We start from the raw sequence: 25293 nt of genomic DNA on the forward strand, positions 1-25293 counted from the left end.
GGGGCTCGGTTTGCGGGACACTCTCCGCCGACCTCGCAATTAGTCCACCGCGTCGCTGGGACGCGCGATCCGTTCCGTGAGCTCGACCGTCAGCGGAAACGCCAGGTTCTCATTCTTGGGCGGAATTGGCCTAGTGAACCATTTGGCGTAGGTCTTTTCGAACTGGCCCGACGCCATCTGCTTCGACAGAACGTCGTCGACCAGCGCCTTGAAGCCGGTATCGCCCTTCGTGAACATCAGGCCATAATAGATCTTGGCGTAACCATCGGGGAGAAATATCAGCGCATCCGGCTTCGGAGCTGCGGCCTTGAGGCCGGCGAGCAGAATGTCGTCCTCCATGAACGCGGCCGCGCGGCCGGTGTTCAGCATCAGGAAGGATTCGGCATGGTCCTTTGCCTGGACGATGTTGAAGCCGAGCTGCTCCTTCGCATTCACGCCTTGCGCGAAGCCGACGGCATTCGAGCCCTGGGTGACGACGATGGTTTTGCCCTTGAGATCGCCGGCCGTCTTCAGGCCGCTGTCCGCTTTGACCAGCCAGCGCGGCTGACTGACGAAGGTGGCGACGGAAAACGAGACCTGCTCCTGCCGCTTCCTGTCGTTGGCCGTGCCGCCGCACTCGATGTCGACGGTGCCGCTCTGGATCAGCGGGATGCGATTGGACGAGTTCACCGGAACGTAATTGACTTTGAGATTGGGTAAGGCGGTCTCCGCCTTGATGCGCTCGACGATGGCCGCGCAGAGGTCGAGCGAGAACCCGATCGGCTTCTGGTCGGGACCGAGATAGGAGAACGGGATCGAGGCCTCGCGATGACCGATGGTGATGGCGCCGTTCGACTTGATCCTGGCCAGCGTGGGGCTGTCGGCGGCAGAAGCGGCGCTGCCGAGGCCGCCAATGACCGACAGAATGCTCAAGACACATGCAAACTTCGTCATGTACGTCTCCTTGCTGGACAGCCTATGCGGCTCTCGATGATGGCTTCACGCCGCGCCGCTGGATGACGTCGATCAGGCGGTCGACGTCGGCAATCGTGTTGAACATCCCGAACGACACGCGAATGCCGTCCCGCTCCGGCGACACGCGGACGTTATTCTCCTCGAAATGGCCGAGCCATTCGGCCGCGGGCAGCGCAATGACGTAGATGTGCGGCGCGCGATGCTGCCGCGCGCGAGGGCCGACCAGGCGAACGCCCAGCACATCGAGCCGGGCGATGAGATGATCGCCGAGATCGAAACAATGGTTCTGGATGTTCTCGACGCCCAGCGCTTCGATCATGTCGAGCGAGGCATCGAGGGCATGGATCGCCGGAAGATTGAAATTGCCGAGCTCGAAGCGGCGCGCGCTCGGGGCCGGATCGAGCCTGTCAGGCCGGGCGATCAGATCGGCCGGGACTTCAGCGAGGCTCGCGGCCGCAAGATAGGTCGGCTCGAGCTCAGCCCTCGACTTGTCCCAATAGAGCAGGCCCAGCCCTTGCGGCACGAGCAGCCCCTTATGGCTGCCCGAACCGATGAAGGTCGCGCGCATGGCTTTCGCATCGATTGGCACGACACCGATCGCCTGCATCACGTCGACGACGAAATGGAGCCCCTTCTCCGCGCAGAGGGCGCCGATGCTTTCGATGTCGAAACGATGGCCGGCATGGAATGTCACCTGCGAGATCGAGATCGCCCTCGTGCTCGCATCGATGTAGGGACGAAGACTGTCGGCGTTCACGATCTCCGTCATCGGCACGAATGCGACGGTCACACCCTTGCGCCGCAGATTGAGGAACGCGTAGGCGTTGTTCGGATGATCGCCGTGGATCATCAGGACCTTGTCACCGGCGCGCAGCGGCAGCGCATTCGCGGCGATGTTCATGCTTTCCGAGGTGTTCTTGGTGAAGGCGATCCCGTCGCCCGATACGCCGAGAAACCGCGCCAGCTTTTCGCGCGTCTGCTCGACGCGATCGAGCCAGACGCTCTTCGGGCCGGCGGTCTCGAGACCTGCGCGCAGAAAACGATCGATCGCCGCTTTGACGGGGCGCGCAAGCGGCGTCTGGAAGCCGGAATCGAGATAGGTGATCCGCTCGGCAGCCGGAAACTCCCTCCGCACGGCATCGACGTCGTAATGGCCTGACATCCCGATCTCCTGAAGCACTTCCCCGGTGGCTCGCACTGCACAAATCCTGTTCACCACCGAGCAGCGCCAACGATATGGGCACGACACAAAAGTGCCTATAAAAATTTTCATATTCCAGTATATTTCATTCCGAAAAATGATAATTTGTACTTCGGGTGGAGACTGGCGAAATGCAGCAGCCGAGTACCGACGGGCCATTGGACCGCGCCTTCGCGATCATTGGCTATGTCGCCAGCCAGACCAGAGCAGCCTCGGTCGCTGACATCGCCGCTGCGCTGTCCCTGCCGCTGCCGACTGCGCATCGGCTCATCGGAAATCTGGAGCAGCGCGGGCTGCTTCAGAAAGCCGTGGGAACGAAGCGGTACGTGGTCGGCAATCAAATGGTCACGCTGTCGGCCCGCGTCATCGGCGCAGCTTTCCGTACCGCCCGCCGGCACGCGGTGCTCCGCGCCGTCGCCGCCGAAATCGGCGAGCAATGCGAGATCGGCGTCGTGCGGGACAACGTCGTTGCTTACGTCGACAGCGTCCGCGTATCGCAACCTCAAGGCCTGCAATTCAATCCCGGCGAAGCGGCCCCGCTCCACTGCACGTCGACCGGCAAGATCTACATGAGCCGGCTGCCGGAACGCGCGCGCGAGAAGCTGTGCCACGCGCTCACGCTGACGCGATACACCGAAACCACGATCGTGGACGTCGAGCACCTGATGAAGGTGCTCGATGAGACCCGCAAGCGCGGCTGGGCCAAGACCAATGAAGAATATGTGCGAGGCGTGGTCGGCTGTGCCGTTCCCATCCTCTCACCGGATCGCGAGCTGATCGCGTGCCTGGGTGTGTCTGTTCCCGTGGCACGGGTGAGCTTCACCGAGCTGGATCGGTTCATAGCTCCCCTGCAGAAGGCCGCTGCGCTGCTATCGGAGACGATCCTCGCGGACAATGAGGACGGCGTAAGCGAAGCCGTGTCGGCAAGCTGATGCTGCTCGAACGTCGTCCACAGTCACCGAGATTGTCCTCGCCCTGCAAGCCGGATCAGGCCTTGGTCAATATCTCGGGCGGTGCGACTTCGCCCACTCGCGGGCATGTGCGATGGGCTCTTGCGGCGGCAGGATGGCGCGCAGCTTCTGTATCGCCGGCTGGCTCTCCATGGGTCCTGCCATCGACAGAAGGCCGGAAATTTCGGACCCTGCCGGCGCTGTTCCTGCAGGAGCGTCGTCAAAAATTCAGGCTCTCGGCCATGGCGTTCCCTCCCATCAGCACAGCCAAGCATAGGCGCCAGGACGAGACCGGCCCGTGCCGACGCCCGCGACGCAAAGGCCAAAGCGGCGCGCATCGTCGGCTGCCCCAACACGTCAGACATTCAATCATTGAAACGCCTCACGGTGCATTTTCTGTGCCTTGGATCAGCTCTTGGTGCTGGCGGTCTTGTCGATCGCCGCGCGCAAGCCTTCAGCAAGCTTGATCGCGTCGTCATTGGCCCAGAAGTGCATGAAGAAGAGTCGCGGCTGTTCGTTCAGCATATGGCTGTGCAGCGCCGTCACCTCGATGCCATGCGTCCGCAGCGCCGCGATGACTGGATTCACCTCGTCGCTGGTCAGCACGAAATCGCCGGTGATGGCGGCCTTGCCGCCGCCGGTCGGCTGGAAATTGATGGCGTCGCGACGCCCATTGGACCGACGGGGGTTAGCAGCATGCCGTTCTCCGTGATCGGGTCGCGCCGTTTCACATTGAACTGGTAGACGCCGCCATTGCCCTGCCCCTTGACGCCGATGATCTGATCGAGCTTTGCGGTGTCGAGATCGATAGAGGGCGGATTCCCGGCTGCGGCGACCGTCAGGGGCGTCTTGCTTTCGGCGAGCGCATCACGGATTGCCGACGCCAGCTTGATAGGGTCGCCGTGTCCGGCGACGTGCATGTAGAATGTCGCCGGGCTTGCGCGCAGCAGATGGTTGTGCACGGCGGTAATCTCGAGACCGCTCGCCATCATCTTAGCCATCACTGGATTGATCTCGGTCTCAAGCAGCACGAGGTCACCCATGACCATGGTTCCGTCATGCGCAGGCTTGAACGCCAGCCAGCCGCCAAGCGCCAGCGCCGGCTTGATCGTGACGCCATCCAACGTCACGGTGAGATCGGTGCGCGGGAAGCCGTAGCGATGGACATCGTCCGCAACGGTTGGCTTGCGGCCCAGTGCCTCATCGACCTTTTGCCAGTCGATGCCCTGCGCGTGAGCGTTCGTGATGAAGCAGGCAGCGACGCCGATCAGTGCCGAAACCGTCTTATGCATGGATCAGCTCCCTTGAGCTCTGGGTGTATCCCTGCCCCAATCGGATAAGTGAGGCCGCTCCGGCCGTTCCGCCACACACAGCGGACTCGCCGCGGAGCGCATGCCATGGCGGTTCGGATGCCGGCAAGCCGAGAGGGTCGTGGAATGGAGTTGCGGTGTGTGAACATGCTGCGCCCTTGGTGATCAGGACGCGATGCTTGGGCATGTCGCCTCGCGGGGAGATCGCACATCCCCGTCGCGCTGACTAAAAACCCGCAGGGCAGAACTGTCAACCGGCGCACGGCCGCGTCACGTCACGAAGAGTTCACCCTTTGAAGGAACCCGCCAGCCGCCATCTTGAAACGACGAGGCGGTTTCACATACATTGTCGGCGTGGGGACGATGCAGACTCCCCGTGAGACCCAGGTCCAAGCTCTGCGCAGCACGCAACTACGTGGAGCTTGCGCATGGACACCGACCGTCACCCCTCTCCCCTCCGAACCATCGCCATCCTTTCGCGCGGCGACGTTGCCGCGCGGCGCGAGGCAACGGCGCAGAACAGCCGCTTCGTCCGCGTCTTCGAAGCGCTCGCCGCCGCGGGCATCGACGCCTTCCCAGTGATCTATGACGAGAGCTTTGCGGGCGCGGTCCGCGACCAATTGCTTGCAGCCGACGGCGTGCTGGTCTGGGTCGATCCGATCCACCAGGGCAAGACCCGCGCCGAGCTCGACGCCCTGCTGCGCGACGTCGCGGCGCAAGGGCCATGGGTGAGCGCGCATCCGGACATCATTCTGAAGATGGGCGTCAAGGAGGTGCTCTACCGGACACGGCATCTGGGCTGGGGCGCCGACACGCACCGCTATGACACCGCCACAAGCTTCCGCAGCCAGTTTCCGGCGCGCCTTCGTGCCAGCGGCCCGCGCGTGCTGAAGCAGAACCGCGGCAATGGCGGCCAGGGGGTCTGGAAGGTTGAGGCCCTGCCCGATACCGAAGGCATGGTTCGTGTGCTGCATGCGCAGCGCGGCAGCACGCCTGAGGACATGCCGATCGATGCGCTGCTCGCACGGTGCGAGCCCTATTTCGGTTGGGGCGGCTGCATCATCGACCAGGCGTTTCAACCGCGCCTGCCCGACGGCATGATCCGCTGCTACATGAGCGGCGCCAAAGTCGCAGGCTTCGGACACCAGAAGATCAAGGCGCTGATCCCGCCGCCGGAGGGACCGGAGGCGCCTGAGGCGCAGCCCGGGCCGCGGATCATGCACGGGCCTGATGCTCCGCCATTCCAGGCGCTGCGAGGAGCGATGGAGGACGAATGGACGCCGCAGATGATGGCAACGCTCGGCATCGATGAGTCGTCATTGCCGGTGATCTGGGATGCGGACTTCCTGTACGGGCCGAAAGATGCGGCCGGCGCAGACACCTACGTGCTCTGCGAGATCAACGCGAGCTCGTGCTTTGCGATCCCCGAGGAGGCGCCGGCTGCGATCGCGCGGACGGTGAAGCAACGGCTGATGCGGATCGAGCGCACACGGGCGCGAACTTAGCCTGGTCGCGCTCGTCGGAAATGGCAGCAGCTGTCAGGCGACAGTAGGACGCAATCTCGAATTGGTTGCGTTGTTGAAGCCAAAAGGCTCGAGAGCTATCGATCCGAAGTCATCTTCGATCGGAGGAACGCATGAGCAAAATCACGGGCGGCTGTCACTGCGGTGCAATCCGCTACGAGGTCGAGGGCGAGGCGATCGTGCACGCGCTTTGCCACTGCCGCGATTGCCGGCTTCACGCCGGGGCTCCGCTCGTCGGCTGGACGATGTACCCCGAGGGCGCGGTCAAGGTGACCAAGGGCGAGCCGAAGGTTTACCGCTCCTCGGAACACGGGCGGCGGCACTTTTGCAGCGCGTGCGGAACCGGGCTGTTCTACGTCAATGCCAACATGCTGCCGGGGGTCATCGACATCCAGAGCGCGACCTACGACGATCCCGAGGCCGTGCCTGCCACGATGCAGATCCAGGTCGCCGAGCGCCTGCGCTGGATGGAGCATGCGCACGAACTGCCGGCCTTCGAGCGCTATCCGCCGCAGCCGTAGTGATGGCCAGACATCGCGCAGCACAGTCGGATGGTCCCTCGCACAGCCCGGAGGCTATCACATACGACTCTGTAGCGCGGCCGGTGCGCACGCCTCGTCCTTCGAGACGGCGCTTACGCGCCTCCTCAGGATGAGGCTGATCGGCATCAGTGCTCGTTGAATCTGCTGCCGCGCACTCCGCCCTCATCCTGAGGAGCCCGCCACAAGCGGGCGTCTCGAAGGATGGTCGCAGGGAAGAGCTCTCAAATGCGATAGCCCCCGCACTGCTCGGTGCATCATTGATGCCGGAATATGTCCAGCGCTCCTTCATCAATCAATCGCCTCCGAGCCGATGAAGCGCATGAACGGCTTCTGACCGTCGGCACCGAACAGCACGACCTCGTAACGCTGCGGCTTGCCGCCTTCCATGCCCGGCGATCCGACCGGCATGCCCGGCACGGCTATTCCCTTCGCGTTTGGACGCTCCGCGAGGAGGCGTCGCACGGCCGCGGCCGGCACGTGCCCCTCGACGACATAACCGGCGACCTCTGCCGTGTGACACGCGACCAGGTTCGAGGGGACGCCGAGACGGGCCCGGATCGGCTCGAGGTCGGGAGTCTCCTCCACCTGGGCGGTAAATCCTGCGTCCCGCAGATGCTGCACCCAGCCGGCGCAGCAGCCGCAGCTCGGATCCCGGTGCACCGTGAGCGCGGCTGCGTCGGATGCTGCCGCGGCGGGCCTTGCAAAAGCTGCCGCGGCCATCAGCCCGACAAGGGACCGGCGGGTCATCAGGTATGCGCGTTGCTTCATCTTCGGCTTCATCTTCGGATTCCTCTTCTGTCACTCCGTCGCCCTGACATATGATCGTGCGTCACGGCTCGCCTCATCCGGCCGGCTCCACGACGCGCAATCTGGCGCCGATCGGCTTGGGCATCTCAGCCGGTTGTTCTCTGTCCTCGCGCGTGGGCGGCAGGCGGACACCCTTCACCAACCCGAAGATCGCCGGGATCACGATCAGCGTCAGCAGCGTCGACGATATCATGCCGCCAATCATCGGCACCGCGATTCGTTGCATGATCTCCGACCCGGTTCCGGTGCTCCACATGATCGGCAGCAGGCCCGCCATGATGGCGACGACCGTCATCATCTTGGGACGGACGCGCTCGACCGCGCCCACCATGATCGCCTCGTGGAGATCCTGCCGGGTGAGGCCCCTGCCCTCGGCGCTGCACGTCGCCTTGATCTCGGCCAGGGCATGCTCGAGATAGATCAGCATCACGACGCCGGTCTCGGCGGCGACGCCGGCAAGCGCGATGAAGCCGACGGCGACGGCGACCGACATGTTGAAGCCGAGCCACCACATCATCCAGATGCCGCCGACCAGCGCGAAGGGCAGCGACAGCATCACGATCAGGGTTTCGGTCATGGCCCTGAAATTCAGGTACAGCAGCAGGAAGATGATCGTCAGCGTCACCGGCACCACGATCTTCAGGCGCGCCGCGGCGCGCTGGAGATATTCGTACTGACCGCTCCAGACCACGTAATATCCTGATGGGAACTGGATGCTGTCAGTCACGGCGCGTTGCGCATCGGCGACGTAGCTGCCGATGTCGCGATCGCGGATGTCGACGTAGACGTAGGTCGCGAGCTGGCCGTTCTCGGTCCGGATCGAGGTCGGCCCGCGTGCCGGCTCGACCTTCGCGACCTCGCCGAGCGGCACCGCGCCGCCTGCGGGCATCGGCACCAGGATATCGCTGGCGATCGCCTTGGGATTGTCGCGCAGGTCGCGCGGATAGCGCATGTTCACCGTGAAGCGCTGCCGCCCCTCCACCGTCGTCGTGACCGTCTGGCCGCCGAGCGCGGCCGCGATGGTGTCCTGAACGTCCTGGATCAGGATGCCATAGCGGGCGAGCGCCTCGCGATCCGGGACGATCTCGAGATAGTAGCCGCCGATGCCGCGCTCGGCATAGGCCGCTGAGGTGCCCGGCACCGTCTTGATCACCCGTTCGACCTGCTTCGCCAGCCGGTCGATCTCGACGAGGTCGGTGCCCATCACCTTGACGCCAACGGGGGTGCGGATGCCGGTGGACAGCATGTCAATGCGCGCCTTGATCGGCATAGTCCAGGCGTTGGAGACGCCCGGAAACTGCAGCGCCTTGTCCATTTCCGCGATCAGGCTGTCGATGGTGACGCCTTCCCGCCAAAGCTCCTTCGGCTTCAGACTGACCACCGTCTCGAACATCTCGGTCGGCGCCGGATCGGTCGCGGTCGCCGCCCGCCCCGCCTTGCCGTAGACCGATTCGACCTCCGGGAACGACTTGATGATGCGGTCCTGCGTCTGCATCAGCTCGGCCGCCTTGGTCACGGAGATACCGGGCAGCGTCGTCGGCATGTAGAGCAGCGTGCCCTCGTTCAGCGTCGGCATGAACTCGGTGCCAAGCTGCCGCGCCGGCCAGATCGTAACGGCGAGCACGACCAGCGAAGCCAGGATCACCGGCGTCTTGGCGCGCAGCACGCCCTTGATGACCGGGCGGTAGATAAAGATCAGGAAGCGGTTGATGACGTTTTTCCTCTCCGGCACGATCCTGCCGCGGACGAAGATCACCATCAGCGCCGGCACCAGCGTGACGGACAACAGGGCCGCGGCCGCCATCGCGAAGGTCTTCGTGAACGCCAGCGGGCTGAACAGCCGCCCCTCCTGCGATTCCAGCGTGAAGATCGGCATGAACGAGACCGTGATGATGAGGAGGCTGAAGAACAGTGCCGGCCCGACCTCGGATGCCGCGTCGATCAGGATCTGGACGCGCGACTGACCGGGCTCGGCGCGCTCAAGGTGCTTGTGCGCGTTCTCGATCATGACGATCGCGGCATCCACCATGGCGCCGATCGCGATCGCGATGCCGCCGAGGCTCATGATGTTGGATCCCAGGCCCAGCAGCTTCATGGCGCCGAACGCCATCAGCACGCCGACCGGCAGCATCAGGATCGCGACCAGCGCGCTGCGGACATGGAGCAGGAACACGATGCAGACGAGCGCGACGACGATACTCTCCTCGAACAGCGTGTGCTTGAGCGTGTCGATCGCCGAATAGATCAGGCCCGAGCGGTCGTAGACCGGGACGATCTCGACCGATTTCGGCAGGCTGCTCGCAATCTCCTTGAAACGCTTCCTGACGTTTTCGATGACGTCGAGCGCGTTGACGCCGAAGCGCTGCAGCACGATGCCGCTTGCGACCTCGCCCTCGCCGTTCAGCTCCGCAATGCCGCGCCGCTCGTCGGGTCCGAGCTCGACATTGGCGACGTCCCGCAGCAGCACCGGCGTGCCGTTGCTGGTCTTCAGGACGATGTTGCCGAGATCGTTGATGCTCTTGATGTAGCCCTTGCCGCGAATGACGTATTCGAACTCCGACAGCTCGACCGTGCGGCCGCCGACGTCGGCATTGCTGGCACGGATCGCCTCCCGGATCTTCTGCATGCTGATGCCGCGGTCGCGCATGCGCTGCGGGTCGAGCACCACGTTGTACTGCTTGACGAAGCCGCCGATGCTGGCGACCTCGGCCACGCCTTCGGCCTTGGCGAGCGCGAATTTCAGATTCCAGTCCTGGATCGTGCGCGTGTCGGCGAGGTTCAATTCTTTCGACATCACGGCGTATTGATAGACCCAGCCGACGCCGGTCGCATCGGGCCCGATGGTCGGGGTGACGCCGACGGGAAGCCGAGACGTGGCGCCGTTCAGGAACTCCATCACGCGCGAGCGCGCCCAATAGATGTCGGTGCCGTCCTCGAAGATCACGTAGACGAACGACACGCCGAAGAAGGAGAAGCCGCGCACCACCTTCGATTTCGGCACGGTCAGCATCGCCGTCGTCAAGGGATAGGTGACCTGGTCCTCGATCACCTGCGGCGCCTGGCCGGGATATTCGGTGTAGACGATGACCTGGGTGTCCGAGAGGTCGGGGATCGCATCCAGCGGCAGATGAAGCAGCGCGTAGAAGCCGGCGGCCGCCGCAAAGCCGGTGCCGAACAGCACCAGCAGCAGGTTGCGCGCCGACCAGGCGATGATGCGGGCGATCATTTGTGCTCTCCCGTCGCATGGCCGCCGTCGGCGGCTTGAGGCGCAGCCTCGGCAAAGCCTTTCAGCGCGGCCTTCAAATTGCTTTCCGCATCGATCAGGAAGTTGGCGGATGTGACCACCGCTTCGCCTTCGGCAAGGCCGTCGCGCACCTCGATAAAGCCGCCGCCGCGCCGGCCGAGCTTCACCTCCCGCGGCTCGAAGCGCCCGTCCCCCTTGTCGACGAGGACGGCCTGCCGCGTGCCGGTGTCGAGCACCGCGCTGTCCTGGATCGCCAGGACAAGCGCGCTATCGGCCGTGTCGACGTCGGCATCGACATACATGTCCGGCAGCAGCAACGCTTCGGGATTGGCGAGCTCGATGCGGACGCGAACCGTCCGGGTTTCGCGGTTCACCTGCGGATAGATCACCGCGATCTTGCCGGTGAAGCTTCGGCCGGGGAAGCTGCGCGCGCGCACCGCGACAGACTGCCCGACCGCGATGTTGCCGAGATCGCGCTCGGCGACGTCGACCAGCGCCCAGACCAGCGAGGTGTCGGCGATGCGGAACAGCACGTCGCCGGGATTGGCGCGCATGCCTTCGATCGCGTTGCGCTCGAGCACGATCCCGTCGCGCGGCGCCGACCAATGGATGGTGACGGGCGCGACACGCGTTCTCTCCATCTCGGCGATCACCCGCTCGGGGACGTCGAGATTGATCAGCCGTTGCCGCGAGCCGCGGCCGTAGATCTCGACCCCGCCGACGGTCTTGGAGGTGATGGTCGCGAGATAGTCGGCCGCCGCGGAGGCGACCGCCGAGCTGTAGATCTCCATCAGCGGCTGGCCCGCCTTGACGCGGGAGCCGGTGGTGACGTCCGCGATCTTCTGCACGAAGCTCTCGGCCCGCATCGCGATCACCGAGACGCGGCGCTCGTCTAGTTGGATCGTACCGGGCGCCTTGACCAGGACCTGGACCGATCGCCGCGCCACCGGCTCGGACTTCACGCCGCTGCGCTGGATCTTGCCGGGCGACAGTTTCACCGTGCCGTCATCGGCGTCGTCGCCTTCGTAGACGGGGATATAGTTCATCCCCATCGGGTCCTTCTTCGGCACCGGCGAGGTGTCGGGCAACCCCATCGGATTGCGGTAATAGAGGATTTTTCGCGATGAAGCCGCCTGCGGCTTCGGCTCTGCCTGGGCGGCCTTGTCGTCATCGTAGACCGGCAGATAGTCCCGCCCGCGGTCGTCCTTCTTTGGCCCGGCGGACCAAAGCGGCGCGCCGCTCGGATCGCGATAGTAGAGCGGAGTCCGGTCCGCTGGCGCCGCAGCCGGGGTCACCTCGGCATGGACCGACCAGCGCCCCTCGTTCGAGAACCAGTACGCGCCAAGGGCGAGACCACTGCCGAGAGCGAGAGTCGTCAAGAGACGCAACGTCTTCATGGTTGTTTCGCGCGCTCGGAGCGCGCGTCCATGTGAATGGGAAAGAGAAGTTCGGGCGCCGTCCGACGGCGCCCGAAAGCTCACTTGGTCGCCTTGACGATGACCTTGCCGGTGACCGTCTCAGGCTCGCCCTGCACCTTCGCCGAGAGCGTGACCTCATAGCGGCCGGCCATCGGCAGGTCCGTCCTGAAGGCGTAGACGCCCGGCTCCTTGGAGGGCAGTGGCGCGACCGCCGATTCCATCTCGGCCATGCCGTCCGGAGCCATGTCGACGCGCGTCTTGAAGATGACGGCATCAAGCACCGGCTTGCCGGTCTGCTTGTTGGTCAGGCGAACGGCGAGCGTGACGTCGTCGCCCTTCTTCATCTCGGGATTGACCGGCTCGAAAGCGTAATCGCCGGCACCCGCCAAGGCGACTGAAGCGGCGAGCGAAAGGGTGGCGGCAACAGCCGCGGTGCTGAACTTGGAAAGCATTGTCCTGTCCTCATGAATTGATCTCGACCGCGACGCATGAATGCGCACATCAGTCATCGCCGCGCGGGGCGTGCCCGCGCGCGTCTTGAGAGATCAGATTCGAGGAGGCCGGAAGGGAGGACTGCCGCCGCGCGAGTCGACGACCTGATCGGCAGGAATAGCGGTTTCCGCTGCCGCGACGGCAAGGAATTCGAACGCCAGGGGACGAATGTCTGCCAGTGCGACGGTGCCGCCGACACAGCAGAAGCCCATCCCGCATTGGTAGCCGGTGTCGGAGCCCGTTCCCTTCATGTCGGGACAACAATCGTGCACCGACATATCGTCGTCGCCGCCGACCTGCATCGCCGCCTTCATGTCACCCGACGACATCGCGACGCCGGAAGCGGACGCGCCAACCGGCAGCATCGCCAGGGATATGGCGATGGCGAATGCCAGGATGGTCCGGACAATCCGCATGAAGCGTGCTTTTAACCTTTTGGATACCTTTTGGAACCGCAACACAGCCTGAGTAGCATAGTCCGTGGCCGAATGCATTCTTTGATCGAAGTCAAGCATTCGTGACTGAGGCTCCGAGGCCTCTCAGGCCGACCACCCGCATCCTGCCTCGCCTATTGCGACTCATGTCGTGTGATCCCCACGAAGCAGCAGAAGCGCGAAGAATGCAGAGACCGAGGCCAGCGCGCCGATCCAGAGCGCGCTGCTGCCGAGATGCTCCACCATCAGTCCCAGCGCAAGCGGCGCGAAGGCGCCCGTTGCCCTCGAAGGCAGCGAAATCATCCCGACCCGTCTGCCGAACCCGACCGGCCCAAACAGCGCCAACGGCAGCGTACCACGGGCAATGGTGATGATGCCGTTGCCCGCGCCATACAGCACCGTGAAGAGCGGTGCGAGCAAAGGGCCGCCTGCAACCAGCGCAAGCACCCCGATCGGATTCATGAGCATGGCGAGCCGCGCCGACAGCAGCGGATGAAACCGGCCAAGCCATCCTGCTTCCAGAAGGCGGGCGCCGACTTGCGCCGGTCCGACCAGTGCTCCCGCCAGCAACGCCTGTGCCGGCGTGGCACCGAACGCGACCAGCATGGTGGGCAGAATGGCCGAGACTCCGGAGCTGACAAAACTCGCGGCCGCAAACATGTACGCCAGCAATATCATTGCAAAGGTTTCGCTCTGGCGGCCGGATTGCTGGCTTGCGCCTGTGCTCGGTCCGGCCTCCTGATGCAACGGAGCGGCACGGGGCAGCGCAAGGTTGAGCGGCAAGGCAAGGCCGATGTGGATCACCGCCCAAAGCTGGCAGGCCGCGCGCCAGCCGTACTCCGTGGCGAGCCATGTCGTGAGAGGCCAGCCGAGTGTGCTGGCGAAACCGGCGATCAGGGTGATGCCGGTGATCGTTCGTCGCGCATCGGCGCCGTAAATGCGCGCAAGCGTCGCGAACGCGGCTTCATAGAGGCCCATGCCCATGCCGATGCCGAGCAGGATCCAGGCTGCGATCAGTACCGCTACGCCATAGGCCACGGACAGCAGCAGCAAGCCCGCCGCGAAAACGAGGTTCGAGACGGCAAGCAGGCCGCGCCCACCGAACGTATCGATGGCGTGCCCAACGCGCGGACCAAGCAGGCCGGAGATGACGAGCGCTCCCGACAGCGCGCCGAACACGTAAGTCGGCGCAAGTCCGAGATCGCTCGCGATCGGCGCGGCCAGGATCGCAGGAAGATAGTAGCTCGACGCCCACGCGATGGTCTGCGCGGTGCCGAGCGCGATGACGACGGTGAGCGGGCCCGCAGTGCCTCGGCTCATGAGCAGCCGCACCCCGCACCGCCTGCCTTCCTGGCGGATTCATCGGCGGCACAGCAGGCCGAAGGTTCGGCCTTGGCCGGGCCGCCGCAACATCCCGCTGCGGCGGCGGAATCCACGCCGGCGCGTGTGCAGACGCCGGTCTCCGGGAGCACGAGCTCGACCCGTGCCGCGGCCTTCTTGTCGCCGGCGATGTCGGCGGCGATCGATCGGACCTGCTCGTATCCCGTCATCATCAAGAAGGTCGGCGCACGTCCGTAGGATTTCATGCCGGCGAGATAAAAGCCCGGCTCATCATGCGCCAGCTCGCGCGCGCCGTGGGGCCGCACCGTTCCGCAGCTATGCTCGTTGGGATCGATGAGCGGCGCGAGCGCGAGGGGCGCCTCGATCGCCGGATCGAGCCGCAGCCGCAGCTCGGACAGAAACGAGAGATCAGGCCGGAAGCCGGTCGACACCACCAGCTCATCGGCAATCACACTCAGCGCAGCCGAGCCGGCGCCTGCCGAAATCCTGAGGCGGCTTTCGATCTCCGAAATGTGAGTGACAGCGAAGCCGGTCTCGACCGCAATCTTTCCGGCAGTCACCAGCGCGGCGAAGGCTGAGCCCAGCTCGCCGCGCGCGGCAAGCTTGTCGTTGCGGCCGCCGCCAAAGGCCTTTGCCGGATCGTCGCCGCGCAGCAGCCAAACAGGCCTGGTGCCGGGCGCCTCCTCGGCGAGCCGCGCGAGATCGATCAGCGTGCCCAGCGCGGAATGGCCGGCACCGAGCACAGCCACGGCCTTGCCCGCATATCTGTCGCGAGCGGAGCCGCGCACAGCCGGCATGCCATAGGCGATGCGGCCGGCGCATTCGCGTTCGCCGAACGCCGGCAGACCGTTGCTGCCGGCCGGATTGGGCGAGAACCACGTACCGGAGACGTCGATGACGGCATCGGCGCGCAGCACCTCATCGCCTTTGCCGTTCTGGTAGCGGATTTCGAACGGGGCCTGGTCCCGCCCCTTCGTCTTCGCCTTGTCGAAGCCGGCGCGGCTGATCGCCGTGACGCGGCTCGAGGTCCGGATCGTCTCGCGCAGCGGCGTTCGCGTTGCCAGCGGCGAGAGATAGCGCTCGATCAGTTCGCCGCCGGTCGGATAGGAGCTTGGATCCGGCGAATTCCATCCCGTCGGCGCAAGCAGGCGCGCCGCGGCCTTGTCGACGTTGTATTCCCACGGCGAGAAGAGCTGGACGTGCTGCCATTGCCGTACCGCATGCCCGGCCTCGGGTCCGGCTTCGAGCACGACAGGGGACATGCCGCGTTCGAGCACATGAGCGGCGGCCGCGAGGCCGACCGGCCCCGCCCCGATGATGGCTACCGTCTTGTCCATTCCGAACTCTCCATCCTTCTAGAATTATGGAATAACTGATCAAATGAGTCAGGCTGCGGTCTGCGCAGCCTTGCATCCCGCTTCTTCCGCACAGCACTCCGCGGCCAGGAAATCGACCAGCCCGCGCATGGCGTCGAAATTGGCGCGGCAGATCAGGGTGGTCGATTCTCTGATCTGACTGACCAATCCGACCGAGACCAGCGTCTTGATGTGGTGCGACAACGTCGAGGCCGGGACCTTCAGCTTGTCCTGCAAGCGGCCGACCGGCATGCCCGCGTGCCCGGCCCGGACCAGCGCGCGATAAATCTGCAGGCGGGTCCGATTCCCCAGGGCTTCCAGGCGTGCTGCTGCGTCGTCGATCTTCATGCGCGACATGATGCGCCCGTGCGCATCAATCGTCAAACCATATTTCTAGAATATTGGAAATTACCGCTGACTCCATGGACCGGAGGTTTCCAGATTGACTTGCCCCCTATAATTCCATAAATCTGGATATATGGAAACAGAGCAAGCCGTCCTGGCGCTCGCCGCGCTGTCTCAACCGACCCGTCTGGAGGCGTTCCGGACGCTGGTCAGGCACGAGCCTGACGGTCTTGCGGCCGGCGATCTCGCCCGCCTGTTGGAAGTCCCGCAAAACACGCTGTCGGCGCATCTGTCGATTCTGAGCCGCGCCCGCCTCGTGTCCTCCGAGCGGCACAGTCGCTCGATCGTCTACCGCGCCAATCTCGACGAATTCCGCGACGTCGCGCTCTTCCTGCTGCGCGATTGCTGCGGCGGACGGCCGGAGGTTTGCGAGCCCGTCGTCGAGACCTTGCAATCGTGCTGCTTGCCAAAACGAAAGGAGCGAGCCGGCTGATGGACAGTTTCGATCTCCCGCGGCGCCTCGCGGCTGAAGCGCTCGGCACGGGTATTCTCGTCGCCACCGTGGTCGGCTCCGGCATCATGGCGGAAACGCTGACCAAGGACGTCGCCCTTGCGCTGCTCTGCAACACCTTGCCGACCGGGGCCATCCTGGTTGTCCTGATCACGGTGCTCGGTCCGATCTCCGGCGCACATTTCAATCCCGCAGTGACGCTCGTCTTCACAGGCAAGCGCGAGCTGCCGGTCAACGAGGCCGCGCTTTACGTGATCGCGCAGATCGCTGGCGGCATCGCGGGAACGCTGGCGGCGCATCTGATGTTCGGCCTGCCGCTGCTCGACCTCTCGACGAAGGTCCGAACCGGAGGGCCGCAATGGTTCGCCGAAGCGGTCGCTGCGTTCGGGCTGGTCGCGACGATCCTGGCCGGCATCCGGTTTCAGCGGACGGCCATCCCCTGGCTGGTCGGCCTTTACATCACGGCCGCCTATTGGTTCACGGCTTCCACGTCGTTTGCCAACCCTGCGGTGGCCATCGCAAGGTCGCTGACGAACACGTTCGCCGGCATTCGCCCCGCTGACCTGCCCGGATTCATCCTCGCGGAACTCTGCGGCGCCTTCGCGGGCATGCTGCTGATGACCTGGTTGCTCGGCCGCTCACGCGCGTCCGCCTCGGTCGCAATCACGGAGACAGTTCGATGACCGTCACGATCTATCACAATCCCGCCTGTGGCACCTCGCGCAACACGCTGGCGATGATCCGGCAGAGCGGCGTCGAGCCTGATGTCATCGAATATCTGAAGACTCCGCCCTCGCGGGACAAGCTCAAGGAACTGATCGCGAGCATGGGCATTCCGGTCCGCGCGCTGCTGCGCGAGAAGGGAACGCCTTACAAGGAGCTCGGCCTGGACGACCCCAAATGGAGCGATGAGCAGCTCCTCGATGTCATGATCGCCCACCCTATCCTCATCAACCGGCCGATCGTGGTGACGCCAAAGGGCACGCGCTTGTGCCGGCCGTCGGAAGCCGTGGTCGATCTCCTGGACAATCCGGTTGGCCGGTTCGTGAAAGAGGACGGCGAGGTGGTGGAAGCGCGCTAGGCCTGAAGGCGCGCCGTGAGACAGATGCAGTCGAGCTAGCCCAGCAAGCCCTTCAATCCCGCATAGATCGAGCCGACGCCGGTCGCGGCAACGCCGGCGAGCGGCCCCGCGGTCTGCATGAGGTCCTGTATCAAGCGGGCACGACGGCGCAGCTGTTCCTCGCCGACATGCTGTCCGAGCAGCCGCGCCACCCTGAATGCGAAAGCGTTCGGCTTGCCGCCCTGGGTCAGCACGCGCGGCACGATCTGGAAGATCACGACGCTGAGGATGTTGCCCGAGACGAAGGCGAGCAGGATGCTCGCGCCATATTCGAACACTTCACGCCATTCGATCCAGATCGTCGGAAGGATCGGAACGTCATCGTGAATTCCGGTGATCGTCAGCATCGCCAGGATGCTGACACAAGCGGCGAGAAACGCGAGCACCAATGCCGTGAGGACGTAGACCCTGTGCAGCGGATAAGCAACGAATCCGAACAAGAGCGGTACGGCGATCGACGCGATCCGAAGCGGGATCGGCGACAGGTTGAAGGTGATGGTCACGAGCACATGCGCGATCACCAGCAGCAGGGATGGGATCGCGACATAAAGCACCGCATGCGTTCCGTAATAGCGCAACGGATTGTTGTAGCGCTCCAGACGGACGTTGACGCGATCGAGATCCCGCCTGAGCTTGTCCAGCTCGGCAACGATCTCGTCGATCTCGAGGAGCGTCGGTCGCACGACGCGCAAGTCGCGCGAACAATGCTTGCACGCGATGGCTTCGTCCTTGATCGTCTCGGCGCAGAACGGACATTCCATCGCTAGCGCGACTTCCCTCGCCTCATAATGGCTTCGATCTCGCCTCTGGCCCGCTTCAGTTCATCGCGCAGATCCTCGCGCTTGCGCTGGAGATCGTCGCGCTCGGCAAGCAGCGTGGCGGGAACGGCGATGTCGCGCCCGCACGAGGCGCAGACCAGCGCACCCTCGGCACCTTCGGACCGACAGTAGGGGCACGTCACTTGCGAGTTCACCTGCGAGCTCACTTGGGCGCAACCTTCAGGGTGAAGACGGTCGTGCCCGGCCGGCCATCGCTGTCCTTGATGTCGACACGCATCGTGTACTCGCCCGGCGGCAACTCCGCATCTTGCATGTTGATGCCATCTGGCTGCACGAAGGGCTTGACCCGAGGCGTCAGGTCGACGTTCGGCGTTCGGAGGAAGATCACCTTGACCGATTCCGGATCGATCTTGGCCCCGCCATAGGACTGGAATTTCAACACCAGCCGCAGAGGAGAATTCGCGGGAGCGCCCGGCGAGACGAACTCGATTTTCGGGCCGCGCATGATGCCGCGCTGATCGACGGCGACCGCGCCTTTGGGAGGCGGCAGCTTGGCCTCCTCTTCCGTGATCAATGGCGCGGCGAGCGAGGATCCCGCGGCCAACAGACCCGCAACCACCAGAGCCAGTAGAGCATTCCGCTTCATTTTCCTTGCCCCCTTTCCCATTCGTCAACGAAAGCCGCCATCGCCGATGATCGTGTAAGGCGCCCAGAACAGCGGATGCGCATAGGCAAACTCGGTCTTGCCCTCGCTGTTGAGATAGCCGGGACCATCGACAAGAGCCATCGTCGCCTGGCGCAGCGCTTCGCTGCGCGACAGCTTGGGATCGTCGGCCTGCCGCTTGAACAGGTCCGTCGCCAATTGCCGCGCCGACTGGGAGTGCACCGACCAGTTCGTCACCAGCAAGGCGCGCGTGCCGGCGTAGAAGAACGCGCGGCCCAGCCCGGAGGCCGCCTCGGCCCCTGCGCCTGCGCCGGCGCCGGTATTGCAGGCCGACAGGACGACCCAGTCCGCATCGAGCTTGAGACCGAGAATCTCTTCCATCGTCAGCAGTCCGTCGCCGCCCTCGCCCGTCACCACCGGCGACGACAGAGCGAGCGCCGGCTGCGTCAGCCCGTTGAGTTCGCCCGGGACTAGACCGTGGGTCGCAAAGGCCAGGATCCTGAAGCCGGAGAGATTCATCGTCTTCACCGCGCTCTCGGTCGCGCTCTTGCCGAGGAACAGCACCTTCGAGGGATCCGCCTGCAAGGCCAGCGCGATCGACTTCAACTCGTCCGCGGTGTCGGGCAAACGGGGCAACAGACCGAGTTCGGCGCTATCGACGCCGTCGAGCTTGGGACTGTTGCGCCGCTTCAGCGGCCCGCCGCGCGTGATGTTGCCGCCGGCATCGGCCAGCTGAATCTTCTCACCCGTGCCTTCCGCCTCGGCGTGCTGATCGCTGTTGAAATAGGGATCGCCGAACGCTACGAGGTCGCCGCGGCCGGGCTTGCCGGGCGGCAACTGCCGCAGCGTACGCAGCGCCGCCGCCGACGGCACCGTCGACACGGCATGGGTTCGCGCCAGCCACGGCACGTTGCGATAACCGACGAAGAGCGGGTCTTCGTCGGCGGCCACCTCCGCCGGTGCCGTCGGCAACAAGGCGAGCGGCAGCAGGCCCAGCGCACCGTTGGTGACAACGATCAGGTTCTTGGCCGGCTTCCAGCCGCTCTCGACCGGCTTGAGCAGCAGCTCGTACAACTCATGACCGAGCTTGAGATCGAACGGTGGAATGTCCGAGATCATCGCCGCCTGCGGCTCGAGCGCCTCGCGCAGCTTGCGGATCTTGCTCTCGATGTCGCCGATCCTGGCCTGGACGGCGGCGAATGCCACCGGCCCCGACTTCGGCACGGCCCAGACGAAGCTGCCGTTCTGGCCGAAATAGAACGACAGCATGGCCTCGCCGTCGGTCAGCGTCGCGCGGATCTCGGCGACGCTCGGCGGCCTGGGCGAGACGAGATCGGCATAGATCGGGAATTTCTGCTTGATCTCCTGGCGCGCCTTGTCGCGCTGGCCGCGCAACGCCGCGATCGAGGCCTGTATCTGCTGCACGCCTTTCTCGTCGCGTTCCGCTGCGGGAAGCGCGAGCACGTTGTTAAGCGTACCGAGCTGGGCGTTGACCTGCTTGCTCAGATCCTGCTCCTTGCGCACGAGCTCGGCGAGCGCGGGATCCTTTGCCGCCGCACGCGCACTCGAGGCAGCCAGCGCCTGCTGCACCGAGCGGCCGCGGACGGCATCGGCCAGGCTGAATGTCTCTTCGCCGACATTGGTGCCGCCTCCTTCCACCCTGCCCAGCAGCAGCAGATACCTCTCGACGATGGTCTGCAGCCGCTGGCTGCGCGCGGCCACCACCGTCGTGTTCTCGTCGTCGGCGTTATCGTTGGCGCTCGCCATCATGACCGGGATGGCGGCCTTGAACTCCCTGATCGCATCGGCATCGCGGCGGGCGCGCATCAACCCGACCGCCAGCGTGCCGCGCGCCGAGGCGGCGTCGAAATGATTCTCCCCCACCCGCGCGATCTGCCTCTTCACGAGCTGCTCCGCGGCGGCAATGCCGGCGTCCAGCTGCCCGGAATCATAGAGGGACAGGATGCGAGAGGGATTGAGCTCGAACACCTGGCGGCGCTGCGGGTCCCAGCCGGCGACGGCCTTTTCTATCCTCGCAAACATTTCGCCCGCTTCGGCGTTCTGGCGGCGAAGCGTCAGGATGCCCGCAAGCTGCGACAGCAGCTGCACCGTCGCCTGCGAATCCTCGGGCACACCCACCGTCTTGTTGATGTCGAGGGCGACACGGCCGAGCTTCTCGGCCTCTTCGTAGCGGCCCTGGTCGACCAAAATGCCCGCCAGCCCCATGACGAAGCGCGGCGTGACCGGATTGTACTTGCCGGTATCCTTCAGGCGCGACAGCAGCGCGCGGCGCGCATCCACCTCGGCCTCGGCCAGCTTGCCCTGCTTCGCCTTCATGCGCGCCTGGCTCAACACGGTGCCATCGATCGCCTGCAGCAGAAGGGTCTCGGCCGGCGCACTGTCCGACGCCATGATGGCCTTCGTGCTTGCGCGCTTGCGCAGCTCGGCGGTGCGATAGGCGGCCTCGGCGTCTGCGAACTGTCCGCGCGCCTCGAAGATCGCGGCGCGAGTGAGCTCCAGCTCGCCTTCCCAGCTCTGGCCGAACTTCGCATAGGCCGCACGCCAATTGGGATGGCCGCTGGTGCGGGCCTCCTGGATCGCGGTCTGGGTGCGGCGGAGATAGGCTTCGGCCTGTGCGAGGTCGCCCATCTGGATGAGAACGACCGCGATCCCGCGGTTTGTCACGAACTGAAATCCCTTGGCGCCCGGCATGCTGGCCGATTCGCGCAAAAGTCTCTGCATGATCTCGAGCGCGCGCTTCGGATCGCCCGCGAGCGAGTGTTGCAGGGATTGGAGCTGCAACATGCGCCCCAGCAAATTCGGGCCGACTGCGCCGCGCCCGACCTCCACGGCCTTGTCGGCGTCAGCCATCGCTTCGGCGAGCCGGCCGAGCTGCGCGCGTGCATTGGCGCGATCGAAATAGAGCTGCGCGAGGTCCTGGCGGGACTCCTTGCCCGTGGGCACGGCGTCGGCCTCCGACTTCAATTCCGCGATCATCTTCTCGTTGGGCTTGTCGCCGTCGAGGATCGCCGTGATGTCGGAGATGCTGCGCGGCGGGGCGACGAAATCCTTCGGCAGTGCCGTGCCTGCATCGAGCTTGGGCGCCGTTTCCTTGGGAAGCTCGACGGCGACATTGGCGCGGCCATTGGCGGCATTGAGCGCCGCCATGACACAGGCCCTGACCTGCGGCGTTGCTTTTGCCCGGCAGGCTTCGAGATTTGCGCCTCCGGCAGGTCCGCCGCCGGCGCGCATGCAGGCCTGCACGATCGGCTTGCCGACCCTCATCCGGCAATTATCGAGCGCCGCATCCTTGGTCAGCGCGACTGCGGAGCCGGTCGATCCGAGCAGAATGGCAACTGCCAACAGGCGGCGCGAGGAAATGTCCCGACGGCACTTGCGCAGACGCGCGGCGTCTAAGCTCATCTCGAAGGACCTTTGGACAAAATGAATTCGAAAGAAACGTGGTGATCCTATCCGGCCTGCGCGGAAGGACAAGGGCAATCAATGCGGTTCCCGGAGGACCTCAACTGGTGGGCGGCGACAGGCGGCGCACTCCTGTGGAACCGGTCAGGCGGCCCGGGGAATCGGGCCGATCGGCCGCGGGGCGGCCGCGCTCAAAGGGCTGAGGACGCGTGCTTAGCCCTTCGAGACCACCGCGCGACCATAGGGCGGTTGCCCCTGAACCGGCGGATTGGCGGTCTGGGCGGCGAGCTCGCCGATCAGGCGGTCGGCATCGGCGGCCATGCCGTCGGGGGCCTGGATCACCAGGCGCTCCAGCGCCCAGCGGTAGGACGAGATTCGCTGCTCCAGGCATTGCTGCACCCACTGGATGATCAGCGAGTTCTCCTGCATGCGCGCGACCGCGTCGTCCCTCTCCCTAGGCGACAGCGCGGAGACGCGCGCCATGCTGGCATCGCGCTTCCTGTCGAGATCGATGACGCGGATCGCGGATGCGAAGAACGGCTCGAAGCGGGTGATGTCGTTGCGCACGTCCTCGATCAGCTGCGCATAGCGCGAGGAATGCGAGCGGTGCGGCTCGTCGATCAGGGTGCGCCCGTACATGGTGCGGTCGAACACGACCTTCTGCCGCCACGGCGAGGGCAGCGCCTTGTAGTCGCCGAACACGCTCTTCCATGCGGGGCGCGACAGCGGCGGCTCGATCATGGGATAGGCGAGATCGCGAAGCTGGCGCTCTTCGTCGGTGAGCTGGAATTGCGATGGTCTCAGGCCGACGCTGGAGGTGACCTCCGCACCGAGCCAGCGATGCATGTCGTCGCTGCGCATGCTCTCGCGGGTGCGGCCGAAGTCGCCGCCGCTACACGCCGCGAGCAAGGCGCCCAGCAGCGTGAGCAGGACGGCCGATAGGACAGGCCGGATCTGGCGGATGACGTCCGGCATTGCATGAAGCCGGATGTCAGCGGCGGCGACGACGGCGCCCCGGCGCTGTGCCCTGCTCCGGCCCGCGATCGCCGCTGGTTTCGTCCGCCTCGCGCTCGATTCGAATCACGGGAAGGATCAGAACCGTTCCCATGTCCGCGCGCGGAGCGACATCCCCGGACGAGCCCACCCGGCGACCGGCCGGAAATTCGATGATGGTCCCCATGTCAGCTCTCTTCAATTGCCGCGCGACCGAACGCGCCCCAGCAACATGCATTCATTAAGATCAGCTCATGGTTAACGGGGTGTAAACAGGCCGCTTCAACCGTAGCCGCACGGACCGCGCCGCGCCGTCCCGTTGCGGCACGACAACGCCTCAAATTGCAGGGCCGGCTTCACGCCTCGTTTTCCTTAACGAGGCTTTAAACGAAGCTGCGCTAGGCTCGCCCCCAAGTATCTTTCCCGAGTTGCGTACGCCTCCATGACCAAGTCGCTGTTTCCCGGATTCGACGGGCTGATGACCCTGTCCCGTCGCGAAGGTGTCGATGTCCGTCCGACGCTGCTGCGCGTGCTGACCGACCTCTATGTCCAGACGAGCACCCACAGCGACGACGAGCAGCGGCAATTCGTCGAGCTCGCCACGCGGCTGATCGACCAAGTCGACGATGCGACGCGCGCGGCCGTCAAGGCCCGCCTCGCGGTCTATCCGCAGACGCCCGTCCCGATCCTGCAGAAGCTCGGCCTGGTCGCCACCCAGGAAGGCCGCAGGGTTCCACTGGCCCGGGAGATCCCCGCCCCGCCGCGCGCGTCTGCTCCGGCGCGCGTGCCGACCGAGGCCGAGCAACGCATGGCCGCCAACTTGGCGATGCAGCCGAAAGAGGCGGCCGAGATCCACGACATGTTCTTCCGCGCCGGCGCCTCCGAGCGCGCGCTGATCCTGCACAATCTGGCGCAGACCCCGCTGAAAGCCGCCCCCCGTATTGCGACCGTGCGCGCCAAGCGCGCGATCCAGATCCTGGAGATGGCGGCGATCGCGGGCGATATCGAAAGCTTCACCTTCGAGCTCGGCGACAGCCTGATCCTGCCCTCGCGCGTCGCAGCCCAGATCGTCGACGATGCCGGCGGCGAGGCGCTTGCCGTTGCCGCACGCGCGCTCGACATGCCGAGCCCGGTGTTCCAGCGCATTCTCTTGTTCTTCAAGCCGGAGATCGGAACGTCCGTGAACGCCGTGTACCGCCTATCGCGGCTCTATGACCGTCTCGCCGAGCGATCGGCGCTGGTGATGCTGGCGGCCTGGCGCGGCTCGACGCTCGCGGTCACCCGCGCGAAGTATCAGTCCTCGCTGCATGACGGGGAGCGCCAGCGCGCACGCGCCGGCGCGAGCCAGACGCGGCCGGGCGTGCAGCCCGGCTCGAGCCCGGCGGTGCGGACGGGGACTAATCCGTCGGATCGCTGATTTGCTTACGCCGCCTCAGCGAGCGGCAGCGGTGAGGCACGCAACGAACTCCAACCCCGTCATTGCGAGCAATGACGGTTGAGGCTACGCCTTGGCCAATTCCAGAAAATGCCGGCCCGCGCGATCCTCGGTCTCGACGATCCAGGCATCCGGATCGAAGCGGATTTCCTTGATCAGCCGCTCCTCGATCGTGTGATCCGGCAGAGGCTGCGGCGCGACAGGGACGAAGAAGCGATCGACCGGCCGGCCATCGTCATAGACGGTCTGCGGCGCCGGCGCATACAGCATCGCATGGCCGTCGAGCAGCGACACCTTCACGAACACCGCGCCCGCCTCCTCGGCACCGCGACGCCGCACGGCGCCGAACACGCCCTCAGTCTGGCAGCGGCGGAGGTAAGCCGCCACCCAAATGTTGGATTTCAAACGCATGAATCGCACGATAGGCCAGTGCCGCCATCAGCACCAGCCTT

At 65.2% G+C, this 25293-nt stretch carries 24 protein-coding genes and 1 pseudogene; 7 read left to right on the forward strand and 18 right to left on the reverse strand.

Annotated features, from left to right (window positions below; genetic code table 11):
- Window positions 1-39 precede the first annotated feature (39 nt).
- Both ACTEK7_RS08795 and ACTEK7_RS08800 read right to left on the reverse strand, forming a co-directional pair.
- The gene (locus ACTEK7_RS08795) at window positions 40-933 is read right to left on the reverse strand and encodes an amino acid ABC transporter substrate-binding protein (RefSeq protein WP_225146003.1); all 894 of its coding nucleotides are present in this window, start codon (window positions 931-933) and stop codon (window positions 40-42) included.
- 22 nt (window positions 934-955) lie between these two features.
- On the reverse strand, window positions 956-2116 hold the full coding sequence (locus ACTEK7_RS08800; protein ID WP_225146004.1) for an aminotransferase class V-fold PLP-dependent enzyme: 1161 nt from the start codon (window positions 2114-2116) through the stop codon (window positions 956-958).
- A gap of 170 nt (window positions 2117-2286) precedes the next feature.
- Between ACTEK7_RS08800 and ACTEK7_RS08805 the strand changes: the two genes are divergently transcribed.
- Window positions 2287-3087, forward strand: coding sequence for an IclR family transcriptional regulator (locus ACTEK7_RS08805; protein ID WP_036005860.1), 801 nt, complete (start codon window positions 2287-2289; stop codon window positions 3085-3087).
- Between the two features lie 426 nt (window positions 3088-3513).
- Here the strand turns inward: ACTEK7_RS08805 and ACTEK7_RS08810 are convergent.
- Window positions 3514-4397: pseudogene (locus ACTEK7_RS08810) on the reverse strand (DUF1259 domain-containing protein).
- 446 nt (window positions 4398-4843) lie between these two features.
- Between ACTEK7_RS08810 and ACTEK7_RS08815 the strand changes: the two are divergent.
- Window positions 4844-5920: a Cj0069 family protein gene (locus ACTEK7_RS08815; RefSeq protein WP_225146005.1), complete on the forward strand. Its 1077-nt coding sequence runs from the start codon at window positions 4844-4846 to the stop codon at window positions 5918-5920.
- Between the two features lie 131 nt (window positions 5921-6051).
- Window positions 6052-6459, forward strand: coding sequence for a GFA family protein (locus tag ACTEK7_RS08820; protein ID WP_225144040.1), 408 nt, complete (start codon window positions 6052-6054; stop codon window positions 6457-6459).
- 309 nt (window positions 6460-6768) lie between these two features.
- Here the strand turns inward: ACTEK7_RS08820 and ACTEK7_RS08825 are convergent, their stop codons facing one another.
- The 8 genes from ACTEK7_RS08825 to ACTEK7_RS08860 form a co-directional block, all read right to left on the reverse strand.
- Window positions 6769-7248 carry a DUF411 domain-containing protein gene (locus ACTEK7_RS08825; protein WP_109144386.1) on the reverse strand — a complete coding sequence of 160 codons (480 nt, stop codon included), beginning with the start codon at window positions 7246-7248 and terminating at the stop codon, window positions 6769-6771.
- Window positions 7249-7321: 73 nt separating this feature from the next.
- Window positions 7322-10513: an efflux RND transporter permease subunit gene (locus ACTEK7_RS08830; protein WP_225146006.1), complete on the reverse strand. Its 3192-nt coding sequence runs from the start codon at window positions 10511-10513 to the stop codon at window positions 7322-7324.
- Window positions 10510-11928 carry an efflux RND transporter periplasmic adaptor subunit gene (locus tag ACTEK7_RS08835; RefSeq protein WP_225146007.1) on the reverse strand — a complete coding sequence of 473 codons (1419 nt, stop codon included), beginning with the start codon at window positions 11926-11928 and terminating at the stop codon, window positions 10510-10512. The genes ACTEK7_RS08830 and ACTEK7_RS08835 overlap by 4 nt, the downstream gene beginning before the upstream one ends.
- Before the next feature lie 80 nt (window positions 11929-12008).
- Window positions 12009-12401 (reverse strand): FixH family protein, encoded by a 393-nt coding sequence (locus ACTEK7_RS08840; protein WP_225146008.1) that lies wholly within the window; start codon window positions 12399-12401, stop codon window positions 12009-12011.
- Between the two features lie 93 nt (window positions 12402-12494).
- Window positions 12495-12956: a hypothetical protein gene (locus ACTEK7_RS08845; protein ID WP_345944071.1), complete on the reverse strand. Its 462-nt coding sequence runs from the start codon at window positions 12954-12956 to the stop codon at window positions 12495-12497.
- Between the two features lie 63 nt (window positions 12957-13019).
- Complete coding sequence (locus ACTEK7_RS08850) at window positions 13020-14195, reverse strand: MFS transporter (RefSeq protein WP_249786346.1); 1176 nt, start codon at window positions 14193-14195, stop codon at window positions 13020-13022.
- The gene (locus tag ACTEK7_RS08855; protein ID WP_225146010.1) at window positions 14192-15553 is read right to left on the reverse strand and encodes an NAD(P)-binding domain-containing protein; all 1362 of its coding nucleotides are present in this window, start codon (window positions 15551-15553) and stop codon (window positions 14192-14194) included. Before ACTEK7_RS08855 ends, ACTEK7_RS08850 begins: the two co-directional genes overlap by 4 nt.
- Window positions 15554-15601: 48 nt before the next feature.
- The gene (locus ACTEK7_RS08860) at window positions 15602-15919 is read right to left on the reverse strand and encodes an ArsR/SmtB family transcription factor (protein WP_109145872.1); all 318 of its coding nucleotides are present in this window, start codon (window positions 15917-15919) and stop codon (window positions 15602-15604) included.
- 130 nt (window positions 15920-16049) lie between these two features.
- Between ACTEK7_RS08860 and ACTEK7_RS08865 the strand changes: the two genes are divergently transcribed.
- Genes ACTEK7_RS08865 through arsC form a run of 3 tightly spaced genes read left to right on the forward strand, consistent with a single transcriptional unit; the run spans window position 16050 to window position 17508 of the window.
- Window positions 16050-16409, forward strand: coding sequence for an ArsR/SmtB family transcription factor (locus tag ACTEK7_RS08865; RefSeq protein ID WP_225146011.1), 360 nt, complete (start codon window positions 16050-16052; stop codon window positions 16407-16409).
- On the forward strand, window positions 16409-17110 hold the full coding sequence (locus tag ACTEK7_RS08870) for an aquaporin (RefSeq protein ID WP_225111718.1): 702 nt from the start codon (window positions 16409-16411) through the stop codon (window positions 17108-17110). Before ACTEK7_RS08865 ends, ACTEK7_RS08870 begins: the two co-directional genes overlap by 1 nt.
- Window positions 17107-17508 (forward strand): arsenate reductase (glutaredoxin), encoded by a 402-nt coding sequence (gene arsC / locus ACTEK7_RS08875; protein ID WP_036005892.1) that lies wholly within the window; start codon window positions 17107-17109, stop codon window positions 17506-17508. Before ACTEK7_RS08870 ends, arsC begins: the two co-directional genes overlap by 4 nt.
- A gap of 35 nt (window positions 17509-17543) precedes the next feature.
- Here arsC and ACTEK7_RS08880 read toward each other — a convergent pair whose 3' ends face one another.
- From ACTEK7_RS08880 to ACTEK7_RS08905, 6 genes are all read right to left on the reverse strand, one after another.
- The gene (locus tag ACTEK7_RS08880; protein ID WP_225146012.1) at window positions 17544-18308 is read right to left on the reverse strand and encodes a hypothetical protein; all 765 of its coding nucleotides are present in this window, start codon (window positions 18306-18308) and stop codon (window positions 17544-17546) included.
- A 2-nt stretch (window positions 18309-18310) separates the two neighbouring features.
- Window positions 18311-18520, reverse strand: coding sequence for a hypothetical protein (locus tag ACTEK7_RS08885; protein ID WP_225146013.1), 210 nt, complete (start codon window positions 18518-18520; stop codon window positions 18311-18313).
- 8 nt (window positions 18521-18528) lie between these two features.
- Window positions 18529-18972, reverse strand: a complete 444-nt coding sequence (locus ACTEK7_RS08890) for a hypothetical protein (protein ID WP_225111717.1) — start codon at window positions 18970-18972, stop codon at window positions 18529-18531.
- Between the two features lie 24 nt (window positions 18973-18996).
- The gene (locus ACTEK7_RS08895) at window positions 18997-22413 is read right to left on the reverse strand and encodes a CHAT domain-containing protein (RefSeq protein ID WP_463671643.1); all 3417 of its coding nucleotides are present in this window, start codon (window positions 22411-22413) and stop codon (window positions 18997-18999) included.
- A gap of 213 nt (window positions 22414-22626) precedes the next feature.
- Window positions 22627-23388: a hypothetical protein gene (locus tag ACTEK7_RS08900; RefSeq protein WP_036023191.1), complete on the reverse strand. Its 762-nt coding sequence runs from the start codon at window positions 23386-23388 to the stop codon at window positions 22627-22629.
- A gap of 16 nt (window positions 23389-23404) precedes the next feature.
- Window positions 23405-23593, reverse strand: a complete 189-nt coding sequence (locus tag ACTEK7_RS08905) for a hypothetical protein (protein ID WP_036005903.1) — start codon at window positions 23591-23593, stop codon at window positions 23405-23407.
- Window positions 23594-23848: 255 nt separating this feature from the next.
- On the opposite strand from ACTEK7_RS08905, the gene ACTEK7_RS08910 reads away from it, so the two are divergent.
- A complete protein-coding gene (locus tag ACTEK7_RS08910) occupies window positions 23849-24823 on the forward strand; it encodes a DUF2336 domain-containing protein (RefSeq protein WP_225146015.1) in 975 nt (324 codons plus the stop codon).
- 84 nt (window positions 24824-24907) lie between these two features.
- Here the strand turns inward: ACTEK7_RS08910 and ACTEK7_RS08915 are convergent, their stop codons facing one another.
- Window positions 24908-25252 (reverse strand): DUF1491 family protein, encoded by a 345-nt coding sequence (locus ACTEK7_RS08915; RefSeq protein WP_225144051.1) that lies wholly within the window; start codon window positions 25250-25252, stop codon window positions 24908-24910.
- Window positions 25253-25293 lie beyond the last annotated feature (41 nt).

This window comes from Bradyrhizobium sp. JHI2711, assembly GCF_056156565.1.

Coding starts and splice junctions, on each gene's coding strand:
- ACTEK7_RS08805 (WP_036005860.1), top strand. CDS start 2,287: ATGCAGCAGCCGAGTACCGACGGGCCATTGGACCGCGCCTTCGCGATC.
- ACTEK7_RS08825 (WP_109144386.1), bottom strand. CDS start 7,248: ATGAAGCAACGCGCATACCTGATGACCCGCCGGTCCCTTGTCGGGCTG.
- ACTEK7_RS08855 (WP_225146010.1), bottom strand. CDS start 15,553: ATGGACAAGACGGTAGCCATCATCGGGGCGGGGCCGGTCGGCCTCGCG.
- ACTEK7_RS08905 (WP_036005903.1), bottom strand. CDS start 23,593: ATGGGGACCATCATCGAATTTCCGGCCGGTCGCCGGGTGGGCTCGTCC.
- ACTEK7_RS08800 (WP_225146004.1), bottom strand. CDS start 2,116: ATGTCAGGCCATTACGACGTCGATGCCGTGCGGAGGGAGTTTCCGGCT.
- ACTEK7_RS08900 (WP_036023191.1), bottom strand. CDS start 23,388: ATGCCGGACGTCATCCGCCAGATCCGGCCTGTCCTATCGGCCGTCCTG.
- ACTEK7_RS08795 (WP_225146003.1), bottom strand. CDS start 933: ATGACGAAGTTTGCATGTGTCTTGAGCATTCTGTCGGTCATTGGCGGC.
- ACTEK7_RS08865 (WP_225146011.1), top strand. CDS start 16,050: ATGGAAACAGAGCAAGCCGTCCTGGCGCTCGCCGCGCTGTCTCAACCG.
- ACTEK7_RS08880 (WP_225146012.1), bottom strand. CDS start 18,308: ATGGAATGTCCGTTCTGCGCCGAGACGATCAAGGACGAAGCCATCGCG.
- ACTEK7_RS08850 (WP_249786346.1), bottom strand. CDS start 14,195: ATGAGCCGAGGCACTGCGGGCCCGCTCACCGTCGTCATCGCGCTCGGC.
- ACTEK7_RS08845 (WP_345944071.1), bottom strand. CDS start 12,956: ATGCTTGACTTCGATCAAAGAATGCATTCGGCCACGGACTATGCTACT.
- ACTEK7_RS08840 (WP_225146008.1), bottom strand. CDS start 12,401: ATGCTTTCCAAGTTCAGCACCGCGGCTGTTGCCGCCACCCTTTCGCTC.
- ACTEK7_RS08860 (WP_109145872.1), bottom strand. CDS start 15,919: ATGAAGATCGACGACGCAGCAGCACGCCTGGAAGCCCTGGGGAATCGG.
- ACTEK7_RS08890 (WP_225111717.1), bottom strand. CDS start 18,972: ATGAAGCGGAATGCTCTACTGGCTCTGGTGGTTGCGGGTCTGTTGGCC.
- ACTEK7_RS08910 (WP_225146015.1), top strand. CDS start 23,849: ATGACCAAGTCGCTGTTTCCCGGATTCGACGGGCTGATGACCCTGTCC.
- ACTEK7_RS08895 (WP_463671643.1), bottom strand. CDS start 22,413: ATGAGCTTAGACGCCGCGCGTCTGCGCAAGTGCCGTCGGGACATTTCC.
- ACTEK7_RS08835 (WP_225146007.1), bottom strand. CDS start 11,928: ATGAAGACGTTGCGTCTCTTGACGACTCTCGCTCTCGGCAGTGGTCTC.
- ACTEK7_RS08815 (WP_225146005.1), top strand. CDS start 4,844: ATGGACACCGACCGTCACCCCTCTCCCCTCCGAACCATCGCCATCCTT.
- ACTEK7_RS08870 (WP_225111718.1), top strand. CDS start 16,409: ATGGACAGTTTCGATCTCCCGCGGCGCCTCGCGGCTGAAGCGCTCGGC.
- ACTEK7_RS08915 (WP_225144051.1), bottom strand. CDS start 25,252: ATGCGTTTGAAATCCAACATTTGGGTGGCGGCTTACCTCCGCCGCTGC.
- ACTEK7_RS08830 (WP_225146006.1), bottom strand. CDS start 10,513: ATGATCGCCCGCATCATCGCCTGGTCGGCGCGCAACCTGCTGCTGGTG.
- arsC (WP_036005892.1), top strand. CDS start 17,107: ATGACCGTCACGATCTATCACAATCCCGCCTGTGGCACCTCGCGCAAC.
- ACTEK7_RS08820 (WP_225144040.1), top strand. CDS start 6,052: ATGAGCAAAATCACGGGCGGCTGTCACTGCGGTGCAATCCGCTACGAG.